The 19,677-nt window shown below is 51.8% G+C and carries 14 protein-coding genes; 7 read left to right on the forward strand and 7 right to left on the reverse strand.

From position 1 onward, the window contains the following. Positions 1-5: 5 nt before the first annotated feature. The 4 genes from gyrB to FYJ73_RS05555 all read left to right on the forward strand — a co-directional run bounded on the left by gyrB (position 6) and on the right by FYJ73_RS05555 (position 6,312). Positions 6-1,979, forward strand: coding sequence for a DNA topoisomerase (ATP-hydrolyzing) subunit B (gene gyrB / locus FYJ73_RS05540; protein WP_154533715.1), 1,974 nt, complete (start codon positions 6-8; stop codon positions 1,977-1,979). Positions 1,980-2,128: 149 nt separating this feature from the next. Next, a complete protein-coding gene (locus FYJ73_RS05545) occupies positions 2,129-4,477 on the forward strand; it encodes a glycoside hydrolase family 95 protein (protein WP_154533716.1) in 2,349 nt (782 codons plus the stop codon). A gap of 11 nt (positions 4,478-4,488) precedes the next feature. Beyond that, positions 4,489-5,427: an alpha-L-rhamnosidase N-terminal domain-containing protein gene (locus FYJ73_RS05550; protein ID WP_206081700.1), complete on the forward strand. Its 939-nt coding sequence runs from the start codon at positions 4,489-4,491 to the stop codon at positions 5,425-5,427. 3 nt (positions 5,428-5,430) lie between these two features. Continuing rightward, positions 5,431-6,312 (forward strand): AraC family transcriptional regulator, encoded by an 882-nt coding sequence (locus FYJ73_RS05555; RefSeq protein WP_154533718.1) that lies wholly within the window; start codon positions 5,431-5,433, stop codon positions 6,310-6,312. A 106-nt stretch (positions 6,313-6,418) separates the two neighbouring features. Here the strand turns inward: FYJ73_RS05555 and FYJ73_RS05560 are convergent, their stop codons facing one another. Together FYJ73_RS05560 and FYJ73_RS05565 are read right to left on the reverse strand one after the other, a co-directional pair. Continuing rightward, the gene (locus FYJ73_RS05560) at positions 6,419-6,844 is read right to left on the reverse strand and encodes a type II toxin-antitoxin system VapC family toxin (protein ID WP_154533719.1); all 426 of its coding nucleotides are present in this window, start codon (positions 6,842-6,844) and stop codon (positions 6,419-6,421) included. Next, positions 6,841-6,981: a hypothetical protein gene (locus tag FYJ73_RS05565; protein ID WP_154533720.1), complete on the reverse strand. Its 141-nt coding sequence runs from the start codon at positions 6,979-6,981 to the stop codon at positions 6,841-6,843. Before FYJ73_RS05565 ends, FYJ73_RS05560 begins: the two co-directional genes overlap by 4 nt. A 269-nt stretch (positions 6,982-7,250) precedes the next feature. Here FYJ73_RS05565 and gpmI point away from each other — a divergent pair, with 269 nt between their 5' ends. Genes gpmI through FYJ73_RS05580 form a run of 3 tightly spaced genes read left to right on the forward strand, consistent with a single transcriptional unit; the run spans position 7,251 to position 10,168 of the window. After that, on the forward strand, positions 7,251-8,774 hold the full coding sequence (gene gpmI / locus FYJ73_RS05570; RefSeq protein ID WP_154533721.1) for a 2,3-bisphosphoglycerate-independent phosphoglycerate mutase: 1,524 nt from the start codon (positions 7,251-7,253) through the stop codon (positions 8,772-8,774). 58 nt (positions 8,775-8,832) lie between these two features. Beyond that, positions 8,833-9,498: a uracil-DNA glycosylase gene (gene ung, locus FYJ73_RS05575; protein WP_154533722.1), complete on the forward strand. Its 666-nt coding sequence runs from the start codon at positions 8,833-8,835 to the stop codon at positions 9,496-9,498. Positions 9,499-9,529: 31 nt separating this feature from the next. Continuing rightward, the gene (locus FYJ73_RS05580) at positions 9,530-10,168 is read left to right on the forward strand and encodes a DUF3109 family protein (protein ID WP_154533723.1); all 639 of its coding nucleotides are present in this window, start codon (positions 9,530-9,532) and stop codon (positions 10,166-10,168) included. Between the two features lie 68 nt (positions 10,169-10,236). Here FYJ73_RS05580 and FYJ73_RS05585 read toward each other — a convergent pair whose 3' ends face one another. From FYJ73_RS05585 to FYJ73_RS05605, 5 genes are all read right to left on the reverse strand, one after another. Next, complete coding sequence (locus tag FYJ73_RS05585; protein ID WP_154533724.1) at positions 10,237-11,505, reverse strand: SGNH/GDSL hydrolase family protein; 1,269 nt, start codon at positions 11,503-11,505, stop codon at positions 10,237-10,239. A 208-nt stretch (positions 11,506-11,713) separates the two neighbouring features. After that, complete coding sequence (locus tag FYJ73_RS05590; RefSeq protein ID WP_154533725.1) at positions 11,714-13,201, reverse strand: SusD/RagB family nutrient-binding outer membrane lipoprotein; 1,488 nt, start codon at positions 13,199-13,201, stop codon at positions 11,714-11,716. 27 nt (positions 13,202-13,228) lie between these two features. After that, entirely contained in the window at positions 13,229-16,390 is a 3,162-nt protein-coding gene (locus tag FYJ73_RS05595) for a SusC/RagA family TonB-linked outer membrane protein (RefSeq protein WP_154533726.1), read from the reverse strand. A 355-nt stretch (positions 16,391-16,745) separates the two neighbouring features. Continuing rightward, positions 16,746-18,836 carry a M6 family metalloprotease domain-containing protein gene (locus FYJ73_RS05600; RefSeq protein WP_206081701.1) on the reverse strand — a complete coding sequence of 697 codons (2,091 nt, stop codon included), beginning with the start codon at positions 18,834-18,836 and terminating at the stop codon, positions 16,746-16,748. 140 nt (positions 18,837-18,976) lie between these two features. After that, positions 18,977-19,651: a ribonuclease HII gene (locus tag FYJ73_RS05605; RefSeq protein ID WP_154533728.1), complete on the reverse strand. Its 675-nt coding sequence runs from the start codon at positions 19,649-19,651 to the stop codon at positions 18,977-18,979. Positions 19,652-19,677 lie beyond the last annotated feature (26 nt).

Below are 19,677 nucleotides of genomic sequence, written 5' to 3' on the forward strand. Positions count from 1 at the left end.
CAGAAATGGCAGAAATTCAACATCCAGAGGATAATTACTCCGCCTCCAACATCCAAGTGCTGGAGGGTTTGGAAGCCGTGCGCAAGCGTCCGGCTATGTATATTGGCGACATCAGTGAGAAAGGTTTGCACCATCTCATCAATGAGACCGTGGACAACTCCATCGACGAGGCTATGGCAGGTTTCTGCCACAACATCGAGGTGACCATCAACGCAGACGGTTCCTGCACCGTAGAGGACGACGGCCGAGGCATCCCTGTCGACGAGCATAAGAAACTGCACAAGAGCGCCTTGGAGGTCGTCATGACCGTGCTCCACGCCGGTGGTAAGTTCGACAAAGGCTCCTACAAGGTCAGCGGTGGTCTTCACGGCGTCGGCGTGAGCTGTGTCAACGCACTCTCCACACACATGAAGTCACAAGTCTTCCGCGATGGAAAAATCTACCAGCAGGAATACGAAAAGGGAAAGCCGCTCTATCCCGTGCGCGTCATCGGCGACACCGACAAGCGCGGCACACGCCAGCAGTTCTGGCCAGACCCCACCATCTTCACCACCACCACCTTCCAGTGGGACATCGTGGCACGCCGTATGCGTGAGCTGGCATACCTCAACGCTGGCATCAAGATCACGCTGACCGACCTGCGTCCCGACGACGACGGCAAGACACGTCAGGAAGTCTTCCACGCCAAGGACGGACTCAAGGAGATGGTGCGCTACATCGACCGTCACCGTACCCATCTCTTCGATGATGTCATCTATCTGAAGACCGAGAAGCAGGGCGTGCCCATCGAAGTGGCCATCATGTACAATACCGACTACTCCGAGAACCTCCACTCTTACGTCAACAACATCAACACCATCGAGGGCGGTACCCACGTCACGGGCTTCCGTCAGGCATTGACACGTGTGCTGAAGAACTATGCCGACAACGACCCGGCTATCTCCAAGCAGATCGAGAAAGCAAAGATAGAAGTGGCCGGTGAGGACTTCCGCGAGGGACTCACTGCCGTCATCTCCATCAAAGTTGCCGAACCGCAGTTTGAGGGTCAGACAAAGACCAAGCTTGGCAACAGCGAGGTCACCGGTGCTGTCAACCAAGCCGTCGGCGAGGCCCTGACCAACTATCTTGAGGAGCATCCGGCAGAAGCCAAGAGGATCTGCGAAAAGGTGATCCTCGCCGCCACAGCCCGTGTGGCTGCCCGCAAAGCACGCGAGAGTGTGCAGCGCAAAAGCGTGATGAGCGGTGGCGGACTGCCCGGCAAACTCGCCGACTGCTCCAACAAAGACCCGAAGAAGTGCGAGATCTTCCTCGTCGAGGGTGACTCCGCAGGTGGATCCGCCAAGCAGGGCCGCGACCGCTACACCCAAGCCATCCTGCCATTGCGCGGAAAGATCCTCAACGTCGAGAAAGTACAGTGGCACCGCGTCTTCGAGGCTGAGTCGGTGATGAACATCATCCAGAGCATCGGCGTACGCTTCGGTGTCGACGGCGAAGACGACCGCGAGGCCAATATCGACAAGCTCCGCTACGACAAGATCATCATCATGACCGATGCCGATGTCGATGGCTCACACATCGACACCCTGATCATGACACTCTTCTACCGCTTCATGCCGAAAGTCATCGAAGACGGACACCTCTATATCGCCACGCCACCACTCTATAAATGCACTTACAAAGGCAAGGTCAGCGAGTATTGCTACAACGACCAGCAGCGCCAGGCCTTCCTCGACAAATACGGCAATGGCGTAGAGGACGGAAAGAGCATCCACACACAGCGATACAAAGGTTTGGGTGAGATGAACCCCGACCAGCTTTGGGAAACCACAATGGATCCCAAGACACGCCTGCTCAAGCAAGTGACCATCGAGAACGCTGCCGAAGCCGACGAGATCTTCTCCATGCTCATGGGCGACGATGTGGAGCCCCGACGTGAGTTTATCGAGCAAAACGCTACCTACGCCAACATCGACGCGTAGTCGCGCCAGGTTCGCACCAGCGTCTTTGCGCAAAGACAAATCACACATCTATCTATAAGTTGGGCGGCCGTTACTGACCGCCCTTCTTTTTTCAACAGCAACCGGCAGATGCTCCGCCGGTGCCAATTCCCTCTCAAACCCTATCATCTATGCACCGACTCATCACCACCCTTGCCCTGGCCGCCCTGACGACTGCCGCTCACGCGCAGCAGCCGCCCATGCGCCTGTGGTACGACCAACCAGCCCGCCTCTTCGAGCAGTCACTGCCCATCGGCAACGGCAAGCTCGGAGCACTCGTCTACGGAGCGCCTGACTGCGACATCATCCACCTCAACGACATCACCTTCTGGACCGGGAAACCCGTAGACCTCAGCGTCGACAGCACGGCTCACCAGTGGATTCCGGCAATCCGCGAGGCGCTCTTCAACGAGGACTACCCCCTCGCCGACTCGCTCCAGCACCATGTCCAGGGTCACAACTCTCAATTCTACGAGCCGTTGGGCACCCTGCGCATCTATGATCTCAACGAGGGGCCGACGACGGACTACCGCCGAGAGCTCGACCTCGACAGCGCGCTGTGCCGCGACCGCTACACACGTGGCGGCGTCACCTACCGTCGAGAATACTTCGCCTCGCATCCCGACAAGGTCATTGCTGTGCGCATCAAGAGTTCCACACCAAAAGCCATCAACGTCAGACTCGCCATCGGCTCGCTCGTTCCCCACGGCACAAAGGCCGCCAACAAGCAGTTGACGATGACGGGCAACGCCGTCGGCGACCCCAACGAGAGCATCCATTTCTGCACCGTACTGCGCGCCGCCTCGCCCGACGGCACCATTGAGCACGACGACAGCACGCTCTTTGTCCGGCAGGCCAGCGAGCTGACGCTATATCTTGTCAACGAGACGAGCTTCAACGGCTACGACCGCCATCCCGTCAAGCAGGGCGCACCCTATCTCGCCAACGCCATGGACGACGCCTGGCATCTGGTCAACTACACCTACGACAGCCTGCGCACGCGCCATCTCGCTGACTACCAGCCGATCTATCAACGGTTGAGACTCAGCCTCAACGGCGCGCAGCCCAACACCGCCGAGCCCACCGACAGCATGATACGGACCTACGGACAAAGCAGTGCACGGGACAAATACCTCGAGACGCTCTATTTCCAGTACGGCCGCTACATGCTCATCTCCTGCTCACGCACCCCCGGAGCTCCCGCCGAACTGCAAGGACTGTGGAACGACAAACTCTGGGCACCCTGGCGAGGCAACTACACGATCAACATCAATCTGGAGGAGAACTACTGGCCCTGCGACGTCGCCGCCATGCCGGAGATGTTTGAACCGCTGGCCACCTTCTGCGAGAACCTCGCCAAGACCGGTCACCGCAACGCATGGAACTACTACGGCATACGCGAGGGATGGAGCTGCGGACACAACAGCGACATCTGGGCGATGACCAATCCCGTAGGCGAAAAAAACGAGAGTCCCACGTGGAGCAACTGGAACATGGGCGGCGCCTGGCTCATGCAGAACGTCTACGACCACTATCTCTACACCCTGGACGAGCACTATCTCCGCCAGACCGCCTATCCGCTCATGCGCGGCGCAAGCCGTTTCATGCTTCAATGGCTCATCACCAACCCGAAGAATCCCCAAGAACTCATCACCGCGCCGAGTACGTCGCCCGAAGCTTTCTACATCAACGCCAAAGGATATAAGGGCGCAACCATGTACGGCGGTACGGCCGACTTGGCCATCATCCGCGAACTGTTCACCAACACCTTGCAGGCTGCCCGCACGCTTGGCACCGACAAGAGCCTGCGCGACTCGCTGCAAAATGCCCTCGACCGACTCCATCCCTACGTTGTCGGACAGCGCGGCGACCTCAACGAGTGGTACTACGACTGGGACGACGAGGACTTCCATCACCGTCATCAGAGCCATCTCATCGGTCTCTATCCCGGACATCAGATCACGGTCAGCGGCACACCCCGACTTGCCGAGGCCGCCGCGGCGACACTGCGACAAAAAGGAGAACAGACCACGGGATGGAGCACAGGATGGCGCATCAACCTCTGGGCACGTCTCCACAACGGCACAATGGCCTATCACATCTATCAGAAACTTCTCGCTTATGTCGATCCCGAGCACACGCGGTCGCAGCACGGAGGCACATTTCCCAACCTCTTCGACGCCCACCCTCCCTTCCAGATCGACGGCAACTTCGGCGGCGTGGCCGGTGTTTGCGAGATGCTCATGCAAAGCCACGACGACACGATAGAGCTTTTGCCGGCACTGCCACAGCAGTGGGCCGACGGATCCATCAACGGACTGAAGGCGCGCGGCGGTTATACGGTCTCGATGGCATGGAAGAATGGACGCATCACACGATGCGAACTCACCGGCGTGCGCACCGGTAAGGTGACGCTCGTCTACAACGGTATGAAAAAGACGATCAAAGTGAAAAAGAACAAGAAAACGATTATAGAATGAGAGGCTGGCTGTTGACATTCGTTTTGTGGACAACGGTGCTGTGGGTCAATGCCCGGCAATTCAACACCCACTGGGTGGCTGCTCCCGACACCGACAGCCTGGCCCACGTATGGTTTCGCACCACGCTGCTCTCCAGCGCACGTCACCACGAGGCCCATCTCACCATTGCGACGACAGGTCTCGTCAAGGTGTATGTCAACGAAGCCAAGGTTGGCACCGCGCTCTTCTACCCGTCACGACCACAGGGCGACACGACGACCATTGCGCTGACGCTCGACGTGACACCCTATCTGCGTCCTGACAGCAACGTGGTGGCTGTGCTCTACAGCCCTGGTTTCCCTCACGCCACGCGGCGGCAGGTGTCGGCAGTCTTCTACGGCATCGACAGCAAGGGGCAACGCTTCGCCTACTTCAGCGACAATTCGTGGATTTGTCGTCATGCGGCCTCAGGACTCACAGCCGACGGACACGAGTGGGTCGACGGACGCTGGGCCGACACGCCCTGGACGGCAAGCGACTTCGACGCGGCACTGTGGCGCCATGCTGTGGAGACGACGGACGACGAAAACGCCACCGCACCCTTTGCACAACAGCAAACCGCACCCTGCAAGACCTACACTGCCTGCCTCCCTGCCGAGAAAATCGTCAGAAGCCGGGGATATAACTATTTCGACGCCAACGGCAACGAGGTGTCCTACGACTATGGCCGCGGATTCCGTGGCCTCGTCCGCCTCAACCTCCGCGAGGCACGATGGGGCGAGCAGATCGAGACCGCCGGACTGCGATACACCTGCAACGGACAGATGGACGAACAGGCCAGCCCTGTCTTTGCCATCGGATACCAGCGCAGAGTCACGGTGACGGGCGACCGATATTTCCGACGCGACCAGATCACGGAAGCAGAAGCCGTGGATGTCGCACCGATATTCATTGACAACACTTTCCAATAAGATATGAACACGAGTCTCAACAGTATTTCCATCAACGACGTCAAACTCATCCAAGGAGGCAGCTACATCGACGACGACCTGGTTCTCACAGAAAACATGAACAACCTGCCCGTCTTTCAGGAGCCCCGCCGCATGGATTTCATCCTGCTGGCGCTCTGCACACAAGGAGAGGGTGAGTACAGCGTTGACACCATCCACCATAAGGTGAGAGCCGGCGACATCATCATCATCAGCAACGGAGCCATTCTTGACTACTACAAGTTCAGTCCGGACCACAAAGAAGTGGTCATCATCATTTCCAGCCAATACTTCCACGAAGTCCTTGCCGGCGTGCACGACCTCTCGACGATGTATATCTTCTCGCGTATGCATCCTGTTTATCATCTCGACCCACAAAAGCAGCAGGACATCGTCGACTTCTTCTCGTTTATTAAGACAAAAGTCGGCGACACCAATCACCACTTCCGCCGAGAGACGGTGCAGAGCCTCCTCAAGGCTCTCATCTACGACGCAGGCAACACCATCTGGCAGTCGCAGCAACTCATGCAGACCCGTCGGGCACGCGCTGAGGACATCTTCGTGAAGTTCATCCAACTCGTCGAACAGAACTTCCGACAGGAGCGACGCGTGGGATGGTACGCCTTGCAGCTAAGCATCACACCGAAATATCTCTCCGAGATCATCAAGCAAGTCAGCCACCAGACACCCAATGAGTGGATCGATACCTACGTGACGCTTGAGCTCCGCAACTTGCTGAAAAACACGTCAAAGTCGATCAAGGAGATCACAGAGGACCTCCGCTTCGCCAACCAAAGCTTCCTTGGAAAATACTTCAAGGAGCATGTCGGCATGTCACCATCGGAATACAGGAAAAGCAGCAACTGAGGGAAACGATAGAAGAAGTCCCATCTGTAGACAAAAGCCGTCCAAAACTAACAAAGCTGAGCAAGCAGTGCGCTTGCTCAGCTTTGTCGTACAATATATCACGTTTCTATCGTTTGTTGAAGACAAAATCAAGACCGTATTTCACATATTTATCAAACTTACGATCAGAACTTATCAATGTTATCTTGTCAGTTATAGCTTGAGCTATGATAAGGCGGTCGTTAGGGTCTCTATGATCTTCCATTAAAGGAAGAGTTGAAAGTTTTTGTAAATGCTTCACAGATACAGGTACAATATCAATTCCCATATCCTGAAGCCACTCTGAAAAGTTATTGATATCAACATCCTTGCCATTACGTTTCAATGGCACCTTACCTATTTGATACAAATGAATAAGTTCATGGACGCATACCGTACTCGTCCTAAAGGCGTTTTCATAATCCATCAAAATAGCAACAACATCCCTGCTTAACTCGTCTGGCTCACGGTTAAGCATATATATAAGGATGTTGGTATCAAGGTAATATCTCATTTCAACACAGCTCTCATGTCTTTGATTTCGACATAGAGTTTATCCTTATCGTCTGAGAAAAACCATTCACCATATTTGCTGAGCTTCTTTGGCAGCAATGCCCTCAACTCTCTCTTGGATATTTTTCTTGTAGCCATAATATAGTAACATTCTATTTATCTGCAAATTTAAGTATTTGTTTTTAGAATCACAAACTTTCAGTGCTCTTTTTCTGAAGATATTCCCAAAAGCGATATTAGCTTAGAAGAAAATAAATAAGTTATAGAGAACAAGGGCACTAAGCTGCAGACCTGTCACATCGCGACTGCTGCTTTTCTTTTTCTGCCTTTAGATTTTGTCATTCGCTGAAAAGGTAGTAACTTTGCAGTGATACAGAATATCAACAACATAACATACATTTAACACTATGGCAAAGAAAGCTTTATTGATGATTCTCGATGGATGGGGAATCGGACAGCATGGCAAAGGTGACGTGATCTACAACACACCGACACCTTATCTCGATTATCTCAACGCTACATGCGCTCACTCTCAGCTCATGGCCTGCGGCGAGGACGTCGGTCTGCCAAAAGGACAGATGGGCAACTCCGAGGTAGGACACTTGAACATCGGTGCAGGACGTATCGTCTATCAGGACCTGGTGAAGATCAACAAGGCCTGCGAGACTGGCGACATCCTGAAGAACAAGGAGATCGTCAACGCTTATAGCTACGCTCAGAAGACCGGCAAGAAGCTCCACCTGATGGGACTGACTTCTACCGGTGGCGTGCACTCCAGCCTCAACCACCTCTTCAAGCTCATCGAGATCGGAAAAGAATATAACCTCAAAGATGTCTATGTACACTGCTTCATGGACGGTCGTGACACTGACCCGAAGAGCGGCAAGGGATTCATCGCCGACATCGAGAAGGTATGCAACGACAACGGCGCGCACATCGCCAGCATCGTAGGCCGCTTCTACGCTATGGACCGCGACAAGCGCTGGAACCGCGTCAAGGAGGCTTACGACCTGCTCGTCGAGGGCAAGGGTAAGCAGGCTACTGACTTGGTCAAGGCCATGCAGGAGAGCTACGACGAAGGCGTGACCGACGAGTTCATTAAGCCGATCAACAACTCCGCCGTCGACGGCACGATTCAGGAAGGCGACGTGATCATCTTCATCAACTTCCGCAACGACCGTGCACGCGAGCTCACTCAGGTGCTCACTCAGGAGGATATGCCGGCAGAGGGCATGCACACGATCAAGGATCTGCAGTACTACTGCATGACTCCGTACGATGCCAACTTCAAGGGCGTACACATTCTCTTCCCAAAAGAGAACGTTCAGGACACCCTCGGCGAATATCTCTCTAAGAAAGGTCTGCGCCAGCTCCACACAGCAGAGACTGAGAAGTACGCTCACGTGACGTTCTTCTTCAATGGCGGCCGCGAGGCTCCTTACGAGGGTGAGGACCGTATCCTCGTACACTCGCCTAAGGTGGCTACCTACGACCTGCAGCCGGAGATGAGCGCATACGAGGTGAAGGACAAACTCGTCGGCGCCATCAACACACAGCAGTACGACTTCATCGTGGTCAACTTCGCCAATGGCGATATGGTCGGCCACACGGGTGTCTACAATGCCATCGCCAAGGCCGTTTGGGCTGTTGACCACTGCGTACACGACGTCATCGAGGCTGCCAAGGCCAATGACTACGAGGCTATCATCATTGCTGACCACGGCAATGCTGACAACGCCATCAACCCCGACGGCACGCCTAACACCGCTCACTCGCTCAACCCCGTTCCGTTTATCTATGTGACGAACAACAACAGCGCCACAGTAAAGGACGGACGTCTGGCCGACGTGGCTCCTTCCATCCTGCATATCATGGGTCTGGAGCAGCCTGCTGACATGACCGGCGAGAACCTCATCAGCGACAATAAATAATCAACATACTTAATAGCCCCATCTCCGGCTCTTGACCGGAGGTGGGGCTTTTTTCATTATGAACGTACAAATAGAACCTTCCTGGAAACAATACTTGGGCACGGAGTTTGACAAGCCGTACTTTGCCAGTCTCACCCAGCAGGTGAAAGAGGAATACAAGACACAACAGTGTTTTCCGCCGGGCCATCTGATCTTCAACGCTTTCAATCTCTGTCCCTTCGACAAGGTGAAGGTGGTGATCATCGGGCAGGATCCTTATCACGAGCAGGGACAGGCCATGGGGCTGAGCTTCTCGGTGCCTGAGGGCATTGTCATGCCGCCTTCGCTTGTCAACATCTTCAAGGAGATACAAGCCGACCTCGGCAAGCCGATGCCGACAAGTGGCGATCTCACCCGTTGGGCACGTCAGGGTGTACTGCTCCTCAACGCCACGCTCACCGTCAGGGCACATCTGGCCAACAGCCATCAGCGTCTGGGATGGTCGTTCTTTACCGACGCGGCCATCAAAGCGCTCAGCGACCACCGACAGGGCATCGTGTACATGCTTTGGGGCGGATACGCGCGCAGCAAGCGCTATCTCATCAATGAGCAGCAGAACCTCGTGCTGGAGTCGGCTCACCCCTCACCGCTCTCCGCCAACCGAGGCGGATGGTTCGGCCTGCACCAGTTCTCACGCTGCAACGAATATCTCACAGCTCACGGCCAACAAGCCATCGATTGGTAGAAAGAACAAGCTATAGAGGGTCTGATTAATTATGGAACTGCATATCGTAGAAGTGGGAAACGTGCTCGTTTCCCCGGATATTTTCACTGAGAAGTTTTGTTGTGACCTACACGCCTGCAAAGGACAGTGCTGTGTGGAGGGCGACGCCGGCGCACCGGTAACCCTCGATGAGGTTGGGGAGATGGAAGACGCACTCGACGTGGTGTGGGGCGACCTCAGTGCTTCGGCACAGAGCGTCATCGACAAACAAGGTGTCGCCTACACCGACAACGACGGCGACCTGGTGACAAGCATCGTAGGCGGCAAGGACTGCGTGTTTACCTGCTATCGTGATCTCGACTTAGGCGACGGCAAGTCCGCCGTGCCCCATTGCTGTCTCTGCGCCTTTGACTGTGCTTATCGTGCGGGAAAGACGAAATGGCGCAAGCCCATCTCATGCGAGCTCTACCCTATCCGAGAGAAAAGTTTCAGCAACGGGCTCGTAGGCATCAACTACCATCGTTGGGATGTCTGCAAAGCCGCTGTGCGCAAAGGACAAGAGGAGAACATCCGGGTCTATGAGTTTCTCAAGGAGCCGCTCATCCGCCGATTCGGTAAGGAATGGTACGATGAGCTGTGTCTCGTGGCCAAGGAGCTGCTCGCCGTAGCAGAGCACAGTCCTTCCAAATAACTATTGATACATTCTAACTATCCTTTCTGGTATTGCATTTCCCTCCCTCGGGAGGGTTAGGGTGGGCTTTATTCTAACGTTAACAGCCTCTCCGCCGCATACTTCCCCATCATCTTATATCCTTCGGCATTGGGATGGAGATGATCGGGAAGATACAAGCCCGGACGCAGGGCGTGCTCGTCAGCAGGGTCACGCATGAGGTTGTCGAAGTCGAGAACGCCGTCGGCCTCATGTTGCAAGCGTATCCAGTTATTGACCAACTTACGGCCGAGCTCATGGCTGACAGAATAATAATGAGCACCTTTCATCGGCGTGATCGTACCCAGCCATACCTTCAACCCTGCCTTATGACATTTTTCTATCATCTGTTTATATGCCTCCACCAGCTCATGAGCAGTGACAATGCCGTCCTTACTGTTGCCTAAGTCGTTGATGCCCTCAAAGAGGATGACATCCGTCACGCCACGCTGCTCCAAAATATCACGGTCGAAACGCTGACGAGCAGGCTGTCCGAAGCCCACCGTGAGCACACGGTTGTTGCCAATGCCGAGGTTCAGTACACCATACTGCATGCGTTTCTTCCCTTCTTTCACCGCTTTCGCTCCTGCCACCTCGTTGAGTTGATAGCTCATCTCGTCGGGCCACCGGTTTTGATGATCGGTCGTGGAACCCTTTCCGTCGGTGATGCTGTTGCCGAGAATGGCGATAGTGCGCACGTCGCGTGTGTAGACATCAAGGGCTGCAATGTTGAACCATTTCTCATAGCGGAAGGCATGGGAGAAGTCTGTCGACGGTTTGCTCTCTCCTTTTAATATATAAGAGGTGGTGCGCGAGCCCATGTGTACGGTCGGCACCTTGGGCGCAGTCTGATAGTTGACGGTGATGGCAACGAGCTGCAAGGGCTTCAACGCAAAGCGTACGGCATCGGAAAACAAACTCTTGCCGGCCGGGACCGTCACACCACGGTGACCATTGAACGAGAGATACACGGCCTTGGCTGAGTCGACACGATGACCACCGAGAGCCGGAGCAATATACACCGAGCGCAGCACAACGGGCGTGGTGGAAAAGATATTGGAGAGCTGCAAACGAACGACATCTCCGCCTGCCGACACTTTCACGATTTGTCGCACCGAACGGTTGCTCATCTGATTGTTATAGGGCATGAAAGCCTTCACTGGCGTCTGCATGGCGGTCGCCCATGTGCCGGTCCAGTGGGGCGTGAGTTCTTTGACCACTCTCACTGCCTGATGGTTGATGCGTTCACTGTCCTCAGCAGCAGCGCTCAAGCCAAAGCCGAGAAACAAAAGAAAAAGGAATAAAGTCTTGCGTATCATGTTCTTGCCTCTTACCTATACTTCAAACTACAAGGTTACATCTCTTTTGTACTACAGAGTTACCTTAATTTTCGCACTACAAAGTTACAACTATTCTCGCACATAGCAAAAAGAAAAACGGGAGCCGACTCGCACGAGCCAGTTCCCGGAAAAAATAGAGAGAATTAAAATCAGCCCCTCACGGGCTGATAAATTCTTATGTTATTGCTTAGTTGTTGCCACCAGCCCACCATACGGGGTTGGTGTAGATATACATGCCTGCCTCATTACCTGAGCCAAAGACCTTGGCAACATTGGGGTTAGATGTGACATCGCTGTCGCCATAAGGCAAACGCAGTGGCCAGCGGTTAGAAGAACCGGATATATTGTTAGGATTCTGCATCTTCACCGGATAACTGCCATCTACATAGTCACAACGGCGTATATCGTTATAGGTCTCCAACTGCTCATCGCGTGTCTGAGCAATATACTTCTGTGTAAGAATCTCGTTGAGCGGATTGGCAGCATAGCGATCAGCTAAACCATTCAGATATGCGTCAACATCAGCAGCAGAGATTTCCGAGTCAGCTGCTGTACCCCAATCATCCATAGCAGCTCTCACAGCACTGTCAAAGTCTGACTTAGCATCCTGACCAAGACGAGCCTTGACCTCAGCAATGATAAAGTAGAGCTCTGACTTGCTGAAAAGATGGAGAGAGGAAGCACTGTTCTCAAGCCATGCAGGATAGGCCAGCGTGTTTGTAGACTGAGCCTGCTCAGCATTACCAGGAGTGCCGACACCGGCTTCTGTTTCAAAGCCATCAAAGTTGTAGATCGGTTCACGTGGGTCTTTGCGTGCCGTCAGCAAGTCTTCCACCGTCTTGGAAGATCCAATGTAGTAGCGGCTCCAATGATAAGCAGACCAAGAGTTGTCGGATGTCTTACCGTTGAAGACATCGAGATTGGCACCATCGAAACCGGCAGAAACTGCTGCCTCAGCCTCAGCGAGCACCTTGCTCAGATGTGCGGGGGTCTTGTCTGTGCCATAGGTATGCAGTAAGTAACGGGCTTTCAAAGCATGAACCAAACCTGCCCACTTGTCAAGATTACCATTGAAGATGACATCATGAGTCCCAACGGTCTTAGAACCTTGGGCGAGATTAGTCTGTGCACTGTCAAGCAGTGAGAAAATTTTGTCGTAGATATCCTTTTGACTTGTCAGCGCAGGAGTCGACTGGCCACCCAATGCCTCTGTGCAAGGAACATCACCGTGCATGTCGGTCAATATGCCCCAATTCAAGGCTTCCAATGCCTGAGCCATTCCAAGAAGATCGTCCGCGCCGTTGTTCACACCACCACGGCATTTCTCCTTGATGACTTTCAAGTTGTAGAGATTGGCATAGGTATTGTTCCACTCATTATTAAACGTGGTGCTACTAGCGACCTCGTTGACATTGCGCAACTCAGCGTTCTTCAGCTGGTTGTTACCCGTACCGAAGAGTTGTTCTGTATAGCTGGAGACATACCAAGCATAGTTACCGTCAAGGATGTTGTAAACGGTGTTTACCTCTGCGTCGGTAATCGAATAATTACCGTCGACAATGGATATGGAGCTGTGCTGCTCATCCGTGTTGATGTGGTCCATCTGGTCTTCTGAGCACGAGGCAAAGGCCAGGGCGACCAGAGCAGCTCCCATGATATATTTAGTCTTTATCATACGATATCAGTTTAAATCATGTAATGTTTAGAATGTGAGTTTAAAGCCTCCACCAAAGCTTGAAGTAGCAGGAATAGAGTAGCGCTCAAAATAGCCGCTCATGTTTCCGTTACCCTGTGAACTCTCGGGGTCGAGATCAGGCAACTTGGACCAAAGAAGGATGTTGCGGGCAAAGCCGTAGACAGAGATGTCAAGACCACCAAGCTTTGGCAAATGGTAAGACAGTGTCACATCACGAAGTTTCAGGTAGCTGGCATCATAGATACCTGCCTCTGTAACATCGTTGTAAGCCATCCAATAGTCTTGCTTGCTCACCTCTACCGTATTCTTCTGGCCGGTAGCCTCATCGATACCCTCTGCAACCATCGTACCCTCGTGATAAGGAAGTGACTCCTTGGTTGCACCGAAGTAGTTCATCGTCAGCAGCGTACCATTATAGAGTTTGCCGCCGTTCTGCCAGTCAAGAGTAGCAGCGAGAGACAGGCGCTTGTAGCTGACATTGAGGTTGAAGCCCATATTGAAGTTAGGAGAGCACTCACCGAGGTTGACGCTCGTGCCGGTTCCTTGTGGGAGACCGTTGGACAGAAGCAACTCACCATTCTCAGCACGCTTGAAGGCAACACCATAGATGTTAGGATAGGTGTAGCCAGCCTGAGCGCGAATCTGCGGCTCGACGAAGCCACCAAGGAAGATACTCTCCACACCGGGAGCAAGCTTCTTAACTTTGTTCTTCACCTTAGTGAAGTTCACTCCCAAGTCAACATTGAAGTCTTTGCTCTTTACTACATTAGCATTGACAGAGATCTCATGTGCCCAAGTTGTCATCTCACCGGCATTGGTACGCAGATACTGATAACCGGTAGAACCAGCTGTAGGCACGTCGAAGATCTGATCTTTGACATCCTGATAGCTCAGCGTATAGGCGAAGCGAATGCGGTTGTCGAAGAAGTTAAGGTCTGTACCAATCTCCCAGTTGTTAGTGTTCTGGGGCTTCAGATTGGGATCGAATTTCACGTAGTATGGCACATAAGCCTGTTGACCACCGATAGGATAGCTGATTGGCGTGTAGAGATACATACCACTGCCGTATGTAGGGACGTACATGTAGTTGTTATAGAACACACCGGCCTGACCCACCTGAGCCAAAGATGTACGCAACTTACCATAGGAAAGAATGTGATTGCCTTTCAGACCGGGAAGCTCTGTAAAGATCCAGCCTAAAGAAACTGAAGGATAGAAGAAACTGCGATTGCCACGAGGCATAGTGGAAACAATGTCGTTACGGCCTGTAGCTGTGAAGAACAACTGATCTTTCCATGCCAGACTCAACTGTCCAAACGTACCGATCGTGCGCTCTTGCTGTCCATACTCACTGTGAACATCGATGCTGGAAGCATTATCGATGGTCGGCTGGCCATACCAGGCAAGTCCAGAGCCATCGTAGTCCCAATAGCGACGATACTCGTGATTGAACTCATTACCAAGCAAAAAGCCAAAGTCCCACTCTTGCTGAGCACCCCACTTAGCAGTAAAGTTGACAGTGAAAAGGTTATTGAAGATATTGGTCTGAACACCAGTGTTCTCCACTTCACCTTTAGAATTGTAGGCAGAACCTACTTCTGCAATCGTTTTATTGTTTGTGGTGTAGACATCTTCACCGGCCTGCTCACGGAAAACGAGGTTATAGTTCTCACCCCAATTGATCTTCGGACGATACTCTACATAGGCATTGCCGAACACGCGGTTGGTATGCTGGAAGAACTCGTCATTGTCAGCAAACCAATAAGGATTATCAAAAGAAGTGCTACGGAAGCTGATCTGACTGGTCGGATCATTGGGGGCGTGGTTGGGCACTCCTTTGAGATCAAACTCAACAGGTGCGGAATAGACCACGTTTACAATACCATTGTTAGCACCCGGAGCAGATTTAATTCTCACGGCACTGTAGTTGGCAGAGAAACCTGTCTTCCACTGATCGTCAATCTTCCAGTCTACGGCACCGCGCGCACCGGTACGTGTCATGCCTGTAGAAGGAATGATACCCGTCTGATAAGTATCACTGATACTGAAAGAATAGTCAAGGCCATTCTTGTTCTGGCTGATGCCAAACGTAGAGTTCTGTGTGAAACCCGTGCGGAAGAAGTCACCCACATTGTCGTGTACTTCTGGAGTCACCCAACCGTCAAGACCCGCAGCCGCATATTTGGGGTTATAGAACTGTCCTTTGTGGGAAGACAGGTCGCCATTGGTGTATTTGTTATTGGTGTTACCGCCGTATGTTGCATCATTAGGCAGATCTGCAATCTTCGGACCCCAGCTCATGGATGTCGTCGGATCGTAAGCACCGACTTTATTACCTTGTGCATAGACATCCTGATGCTCGAACTTACGGCTCAAAGTAGAAGCACTTAAGTCTGTGGAGAATGTGATGACGGGTTTTGAAGTAGCTTTGCTGCCACGCTTCGTGGTGATGAGCACAACACCATTAGAGGCACGGAGACCATAAAGGGCAGAAGCAGCCTGACCCTTCAACACACTGATCGACTCAATGTCGTCCGGATTGATATCAATTGTACGGCTGGCATAGTCTGCACCCGTCACAGACTGCCCTGTAGAGAAGTCTGGCTGAGAGGAGATAGGCATACCATCCACAACATACAAAGGCGTGTTGTTGCCGTCGAATGAACGGGCACCACGAATGACAATTTGTGCAGAAGCACCAGGAGCACCGGAGGATGTACGGATATCCACACCCGTCAGCTTGCCCTGCATGGCACTTGCCAAAGAGGAAGTACCTGCCACGTTCAGGTCACTGGCCTTCAACTCCTGAGCATCATAGCCCAAGGACTTTTTCTGACGAGTGATACCCATCGCAGTCACCACGACTTCATCAAGCGTCTTGTCGTTGGAAGATAGCTGAATCTTGAGATTGTTTGCAGCCTTCACCGTCTTGTCTTTCATACCAAGATAAGAGACTCTCAGGTTGGAACCTGGCGCTACATTGAGTGTGAACTTACCGTCCACATCTGTTACAGTACCTGTCTTTGTGCCGGCAATCGTCACGGCTGCACCCACAATAGGCTCACCGTCCTCGGCCGAGACTACGGTACCACTAATCGTTGTTTGAGCTAATGCCCCGCCCAAGAAGAGGAAGAAGCAAGCTAAAAACATCATTAGTCTTTTTTCCATATACTCTCTCTTTTAGTTAATTAATTGTATGATATGTATCCAATATTCTCTCTAATACGACACCAAAGCTCAAAGGCAACAAAAAGTCAATCTAAAAGTTTGTTCGTATACAAAACGATTCTTGCAATAGTCTTCTTACGACATATTACATTCTCTCTATTACTTTTGCAAAATTAAGGGATAATGATGAAAGAAAGAAGAAATCACGTTAAAAATATGATTCTATTAACATAAATTAGTCAACAAAGTGATAGTTGTGTATAAAAATAAAGCTTTTATAGACTTTACACTTACATTTCATCGTATAAAAGTCTATAAAAGCTTCGACTTACAAGCTACAGTCATATACGTGGGCTTATTTTCCTAATATCACCTTATGATGGTTGACAATGTAAATACCTTTTGGCAAAGCAGCAGGATCTGTACCCATATTCTGACCGGAAAGGCTGTAAATACATGACGAAACGCCGTTGGATTGCGGCAGTGCACTGATTCCTGTCGTCACAGCTCTTGTGATATACACGTCATCAAGGAAGAATCGACCGGTAGCAATAAATGTCAGAGAGCAAGAGCCCTTGCCCACAATATGATAAGTATAGGTTTGCCACTGCCCTTTCTGCATGGTAGTCATGATCGTTGCACCCTTGGCTTCAGTAAACTGAGCATCGGACTGACTCAAGAATAATTGCAAGTCAGTACCTTCACTCTTCGTATTCCAACCTGCCAAACGAAAGGTTAGTGTCACTGTATCACCGGGAAGTGTAAAATAAGGAGTAGTAACGATAAACGTCTTATCAGCAGCGCTGCCACTACTGCCAAAGCGTGCACAATGATCACCTGCGTAAGCCTTACACTTAGGATTCCAGCCTTTCAAATCCGACAGAAAGCTACCATTAGCTATCGCCCCATTGAAACGTCCGTCATTGCCACCAGTACTTTTGCAATTGGAGAAGGTTTCCTTGAGTAAATACTCTCCTTCTTCTTGATTGGTGGCAAGAGAAAGATCAGGCGAATAAGTAAAGGAAGCTAACCCATCACCGTCGACATCAATATTTGTCACACTGCAATGCAGCAGCCTACTGCCGTCGTAATTGTCATGAAAGAGCTGTGTCGCCGGCGAGGAGCTATCAGAGAAAATGTTGCGGGAGCCATAAGGATAAGTGTCGTGAGCGACCGTTGAGTGCGTCGACAATCCGTCGGCAGGAACTAAAGCGAGGTGAAGGTGATCGCCGTAATAGTCATTATACAGTCCGAGTGTATTGACGGCATTGGCTTCCCATGCGTCTTTGTCATAGTCGACATGGGTGATGAGCACGCCACTTCCAGGAAGTTGCCGGTCAAAGCCAACAGGCTGGCGGTTTTCTAAAAGGAAGTATTCGTTTGCATATTGCGGATGCCGGATCAGATAAGCTTGTCCTCCATCGGCGAGCGGTTTCATATCCTTGACCTCCACGGAATTATTTCCCAACTCTACAGGGGAGAGCCAGCCGCATGTCATCTTCTCATAGGCTGTATATCCGGCCGGAAGATACCCGTCACCATTGTAGTTGCCATAGTCCATCAAGTCCCAGGCATCCATGGCAAAACTACCTTTGTCCTGAACGTCATAGACATCGGGGAAACCCATGCAATGGGAGAACTCGTGACAGAACGTGCCGATGCCGGCAATCTTTCCATCATATTTCAACTCATTGGAACAAGCATAGGTATTGATCTTCGTGCCGTTGATCTTCAATACTTTCCTGTCTTCTTCCAAAGTAAACATCAAAGGCCATATCAGACTGTCGTTGGAGGAGTCGTAGTCATTCTGCCCATATCCGGCAAAAAGAACAAAGACTTCCTCCGCCTCACCGTCACCATCCCAGTCATAACGCGAGAAATCAATACTGTCCTGCACGCCCTTGCATGCCTCAATCACCATATCACCGATGTTCTTCTCATCGTCATTTCCATAATACTCATAAGGCTGAGACATCATCACCGGCCCCGCCACGTCGAAGTCCAAGATGAACTTGCCTCCACTCTGTGCCTTGAAATAATCGCGGACAGAACCTTGGAAGCCATTGTCGTGATAGTCAGGAGCATTGGTGATCTTGCGATAGAGTGCCACCGGATCAGCCATGCTGAACCGCTTATTAGGAAACTCTGCAAGGATCACAAGACCGTGCTTGTTTCCAGAAAAAATAGGGGACGCAGCCGCAGTGCGACGGACAGAAGAAGCAAAGCGACGGGATGCTGACACATATCTCTTTGCCGCGCTCGCCACAATACTGTCTCTTGAAATCCTCTGATAACGTCCCGTCGCTTTATTCAGAACATAGCAAGTGCCGTCAACAGCACGCGCATATCGTATGCGCTCGTCGCCCAAGAATTCCACGTTTACAGACTTACCATCGTTTGTAAGCACTTCTTTCCAATGACCACGACGAGCTGGAACTGCCATCATCAGCATGAAATGGCAACAAGTAAGCAATAGGAAAAGGGAGCGTAAAGGATGTTTCATAACATGAAAGGATTAGTTTTTCTCTATATTTTCAAACAACGTCTGCCATAAGTCATCGACAAGGTTGTTAGAAAGGACTTCGCTTACTCTATATTCTCAAACAGTGTAGGCTGTAAGTCTCCCAGGAGATTAAAGGTTTTGCGGTGGTAGGGTGAGATGCCATGATCACGGATGGCCAACCGGTGCTCCCGTGTGGGATAGCCTTTGTTCTTCTTCCAGCCATAGACAGGATATTTCCGGTCGAGCTCATCCATATAGTCATCGCGAAAGGTCTTGGCCAAGATGCTGGCCGCAGCGATGGCCTCGTACTTCCCGTCGCCTTTGACAATACACTGATAAGGCAAAGGCTGACGACTGTCGCGCTTCGGAAAGACACGCTTTTGTCGTGGTTGGCACGCTTCGTCGGCAATAGGAACATAGGGATCAAAGCGGTTGCCGTCGATAATGAGCTTGTCTGGTCTGACCTTTAATTGGTCGAGGGCGCGGTGCATGGCCAGGAAACTGGCGTGTAGAATATTGATCTCATCGATTTCCTCCGGTGTGACAATACCGACAGCCCACGCCACAGCATCATGCTCAATGACCTTTCGAAGCTCGTAGCGTTTCTTGGCTGTGAGCTGTTTCGAGTCATTGAGCAGCGGATTGTCGTAGTCACGCGGCAGGATGACGGCGGCAGCATAGACACTACCCGCCAGGCATCCGCGGCCGGCCTCGTCACAGCCGGCCTCTATGCAATCAGTATAATAATGTGGTAACAATTGGAATGTAGATGGATGAGTGATAA

The organism is Hallella mizrahii (genome assembly GCF_009695775.1).
GTDB lineage: Bacteria > Bacteroidota > Bacteroidia > Bacteroidales > Bacteroidaceae > Prevotella > Prevotella mizrahii.